Here is a 4,255-nt window from a genome sequence, read left to right on the forward strand (position 1 = left end):
CATAATCCGCTCTTTAATTTCTTTCGGGGTACTGGTGATGTGCATATTTTCGATCGGAAGATTTTCTTTGATTTTCTCCAAATTAATTGTTTTTAGGGTGGGTAAGATAGATAAAACACTTTTATGATGTTCCTGTGTATCAATTAAAGAGGATATAAAGAAACCCAATAGACTGCATCATTATTCGTTTCTTGATAATCACTAGATGCAGAAAGGGTACTAAATAAATCTTTTGTGGTGTCATCCTTAGTTAATTCGGTAGGAGATTTCTTGCTGTTATTTGATTTTTTCCTGGTACTAAACATTTCTGTCACCTCTTATGCGAGCTTATTACCCTATTATCTGCAATTTATTTACTGATTAATCATTCGTTATGAGAAAACGCTTGATGAATATTTTCTTCCGTTCAACACATACTAGTCTTTGTATTCGATTGTCCTTTAAGGAGTAGAATCATGACTTTAAATCAGATAAGGAGCGCGATTATGGGAATTTTAAGCGGGAACCCTCAAGATGAACCGATGCATTATGGTGAAGTATTTGGTACGTGGACAAACCTTATTACGAACAACGGGCTAATAGCTGCTTACCAAGCTTTCTTTAATCATGCTGGTGATGAGCATCTTAAGAAATTAATCCAGGAAGCTATTGAAGGAATGAAAGCTGAAAACAAAAAGCTTGAAGAATTACTAAAAGCAAATGGTGTTGCTCTTCCTCCTGCGCCGCCTGAACGTCCAGTTGCTAAACTAGAAGACATTCCAGTTGGAGCGAGATTCACTGATCAAGAAATCAGTGCAGCTCTATCAATGGATGCAGCTGCTGGCTTAGTAGCCTGCAGCCAAGTAATGGGACAGTGCATTCGGGAAGACATTGCCATGATGTATGGGCAGTTTCACATGGATAAGGCTCAATTAGGAGCAAAATTATTGAAGTTAAATAAGGAAAATGGTTGGCTGATTCCACCTCCACTTCATGTACACAGACCGGTTAAAGAATAAGAATAGAAACAGGCACATGCAGATGCATGTGCCTGTTATTTATTGATTTCGAAAAACTTTGTTCTCCATTTGGCTGTACTTCTCAAGCGATAGACGGATTAGACGCAAGTGGGGAGTAATCCGGTACATGATCAAGGCAGCAAGAGTGGCAAGTATGGCTCCGACGGCTACATCGGCAGGATAATGAACACCTACCCAAATTCGTGAAAGGCCCACGAGTCCTGCAAGTGGCAGCCAGATAAACCATTGATTCTTGCGCATGAGTGCAATGGATACACAGATAGAGAAAAACACGATCGTGTGATCACTAGGGAAAGAATTATTGACTTCTTTGACGATTAATAAGTTAACGTCCTTCATTTCCACAAAGGGTTGATAGTTGCTATGTAGGGTACTAACCATTTTTCCGAAAATTTCAGCGAGAATAAGGGCAAGAAGAGCTTGTATCACCATCAAACGATTATGGTAAATCCGTGTGAACCAAAAAATTAATAAAAAAAGTGCAAGAAAATATAGCATATACTCTGCTAGAAAAATAAATAAAGGATTAATGAAGGGAAAATCCTTTCCTAAATCATTAATGGTTTGAAAAAGTATAGAATTAACTGACAAGAATCTTCCTCCTATATGTATTCGTTGGATATGGGGGCATAAAATGACGTGAGTATACCATACATTTTGATACTAAAATTCCAAAACAGGAATAAAAAATAACCCTCAACCAGTATATGGCAGGGATATTTGTTTTGTCGTCAATAAACGACAGGAAATGTCGAAAGAAAGATGTGAATTATTAGAATTTTTTGTAAATTAATCAGGACAAATGGCACTTTGTTTTTGTATAATTATTCCAAGATATACGGTTGCACATGACGGGGAGGTGAGTAGGATGTGAGAGAAAAAACGAACCCCTCAGGCGGCGTCTGGGATGACTAATAGCCTGAGAGGAGAGCATCCGGTGTATACCGATGCTATTATCAGTATACCCCCAATACTTATAATTTGAAACTGGAGGATAAGCTAAAATGATAATTAAAACGAAATATATCATTTTTCATGAAACAATTAGTCTTGAAACGGTTTATAATGAAAGCGCTTACGAAATGACGAAAGTCCGGCAGGGGGAGCAAATTTTTTTAGTCCGTAAAACCGTTTCACAGGTTATTGATGACAGCTTAGCCTACTACTTTTCCAATCGGCCAGGTGCAGTCAATGGTGCGAAATCCATCGTGGGCCCAAAATATCATATTCCCATTGTGCTCAATGCTGAAATGATTTTAATCTTAGTTCCATTCGGAGGACCAACCAAAAAAGAAACGATTTGGATTGTGAACAATCACATTCGTGAGCATTGTAAATTAACCGCAAAAGAGACGTTTATTTCAACCAGCTATGGCTATAAGATCTTGATTCCTTTAAGTGTTGCACAAGTCGAAGATCGAATGGGAATCGCTGCTAGAGTCCATTTACGGGCAATCACTACTCGGAGCAGGCAGATGAATTTCTTGTTTGACCCAAACTGCGACATCATCGAAACAACTGAAACGGAGACGAAAATATACCGACTAGAAGATCCAGTAAAGAAAAATTAATTAAACAAACAACAGGCTGTCGAATGATTCTAAGACAACCTGTTGTTTTCAAACATCTTTATATAACCGATTTAAGTACTCTTTCAAGTTCATCTGGCTTTTGTGAGCCGATAACAATGGTTTTTCCTTCAGCGTAGAATTCAACGCCTTCTTTGCCGCGTAAATTATATGCACGCTCTCCGTGAAAATTATAACGAATGCCATAACCGCCAAAACGTAGAAGGGGATTATACGTTATTGTTTTTACATTCCGTATGTAATCGATTGGAAAATGGATAAAACGAATATGAAAAGGAATTAAGCGGATATATAAACCATCTTCACGAATCTCCGTTATCAATTTCGACTTATATACGGCAATAGGAAAGAGAATGCCCATTACCAGTACAAAGAGAACAAACAGCCAATCCGGCATAGGTTTATCTCCAAATGGATGACCATAAATTATTTGTTGAATAAATCCCCACCAAAAAACACTTGCTAAACATAACGCACAAAAATTAACAAACCAAAAATAGGGCAGCCGCTGAACTTCGCGAAATAGGGTATTTTTGTTCAACATAATCTCCTCCGATTAGCTCTTCCATTCTTCGTTCAATATAGCGTAATAATACTCATCCCACCAGTCGTTTCCATTCGGGATACACTGTTTAAAATAACCTTCTCGCCTCATCCCAATCTTCTCCATAACCCGATAGGAGGGAGTATTCTGAGGCTGGCAGGTAGCGATAATCCGATGGACCTTCATTTCTCCAAATCCAAAATCTAAAATAGCTTGTGCCGCTTCAGAAGCATATCCTCGTTTATGAAAGACAGGATTAAACACCCAGCCTATTTCATAGGTATGTTCACCAAAATACCGGTGAAAGACCATATGCCCAATGAGGATATTTTCTTCTAGTAATAGAACAGGAAAGTTTTCAGCATGAACACCACTGTTTTGATGAACAAACTCTTTTGCATCTTCTTCACTGAACTGTCCTTCAGGGATATACGCCATTACGTCATGATTAGAAGTATAGGCATAAACAGCATTCCAGTCGGTCGCTTCAAAGGTTCGTATCCATAATCTTTTTGTTTTGATGTCCATTAATTGAACTCCGATCGTCTGAATAGATTGAATGAATTTTATTAAATATAAAAAGGTCCTGTTCTTTCGTAAAACCAATTTTCTCTGCCACTCGAATGGATGGATGATTTTTTGGATCAATAATACTAATTAGCTTATTTAAGCCTAAAGTGTGAAACCCATATTCCATGCAGCTCTTCGCCGCTTCTGTTGCATATCCTTTAGACCAATCGCTTTTGTTTATATGATAGCCGATTTCCACTTCGTTTTTGCCAGCGACGGTTTGTTTAACCAGACCACAATCACCGATTAATTGATTATTTTCTTTCAAAACGACTCCCCATAATCCAAACCCATCTACTTGATATCTTTCTAGATTACGTTTAATCCAGCTTTTCGTTTGTTCCAAACTAAAGGGTGCTGGATAATAGGTCATGGTTTCAGCATCAGAAAAAATGGAGTGAAGAGAGGATAAATCATCCATCATAAAAGGTGTTAGAATTAATCGTTTTGTTTCAATAATAATCATTCTATGTGATCGACTCCCTTCCTGAAGTTTATACCATAATTTTACCATTTTTTAGCTATTTTGTTCA

Annotated in this window: 7 protein-coding genes; 2 read left to right on the forward strand and 5 right to left on the reverse strand. The window is 37.7% G+C overall.

Annotated features, from left to right (window positions below; genetic code table 11):
- Positions 1-143: 143 nt before the first annotated feature.
- Positions 144-305 carry a hypothetical protein gene (locus tag AC52RT_RS05425; RefSeq protein WP_495539810.1) on the reverse strand — a complete coding sequence of 54 codons (162 nt, stop codon included), beginning with the start codon at positions 303-305 and terminating at the stop codon, positions 144-146.
- Between the two features lie 180 nt (positions 306-485).
- Here AC52RT_RS05425 and AC52RT_RS05430 point away from each other — a divergent pair, with 180 nt between their 5' ends.
- Positions 486-998 (forward strand): DUF3231 family protein, encoded by a 513-nt coding sequence (locus AC52RT_RS05430; RefSeq protein WP_495539816.1) that lies wholly within the window; start codon positions 486-488, stop codon positions 996-998.
- A 39-nt stretch (positions 999-1,037) separates the two neighbouring features.
- Here AC52RT_RS05430 and AC52RT_RS05435 read toward each other — a convergent pair whose 3' ends face one another.
- Entirely contained in the window at positions 1,038-1,610 is a 573-nt protein-coding gene (locus tag AC52RT_RS05435) for an undecaprenyl-diphosphatase (protein ID WP_495539811.1), read from the reverse strand.
- Positions 1,611-2,023: 413 nt separating this feature from the next.
- Here AC52RT_RS05435 and AC52RT_RS05440 point away from each other — a divergent pair, with 413 nt between their 5' ends.
- Positions 2,024-2,590 carry a competence protein ComK gene (locus tag AC52RT_RS05440; RefSeq protein ID WP_495539812.1) on the forward strand — a complete coding sequence of 189 codons (567 nt, stop codon included), beginning with the start codon at positions 2,024-2,026 and terminating at the stop codon, positions 2,588-2,590.
- 58 nt (positions 2,591-2,648) lie between these two features.
- Here the strand turns inward: AC52RT_RS05440 and AC52RT_RS05445 are convergent, their stop codons facing one another.
- Genes AC52RT_RS05445 through AC52RT_RS05455 form a run of 3 tightly spaced genes read right to left on the reverse strand, consistent with a single transcriptional unit; the run spans position 2,649 to position 4,188 of the window.
- Positions 2,649-3,152, reverse strand: coding sequence for a DUF6141 family protein (locus tag AC52RT_RS05445; protein WP_495539813.1), 504 nt, complete (start codon positions 3,150-3,152; stop codon positions 2,649-2,651).
- Between the two features lie 12 nt (positions 3,153-3,164).
- Positions 3,165-3,680, reverse strand: coding sequence for a GNAT family N-acetyltransferase (locus AC52RT_RS05450; protein WP_495539814.1), 516 nt, complete (start codon positions 3,678-3,680; stop codon positions 3,165-3,167).
- Positions 3,640-4,188: a GNAT family N-acetyltransferase gene (locus tag AC52RT_RS05455; protein ID WP_495539815.1), complete on the reverse strand. Its 549-nt coding sequence runs from the start codon at positions 4,186-4,188 to the stop codon at positions 3,640-3,642. The genes AC52RT_RS05450 and AC52RT_RS05455 overlap by 41 nt, the downstream gene beginning before the upstream one ends.
- Between the last annotated feature and the right edge of the window lie 67 nt (positions 4,189-4,255).

The sequence above is a fragment of the Peribacillus sp. genome, from assembly GCF_059453735.1.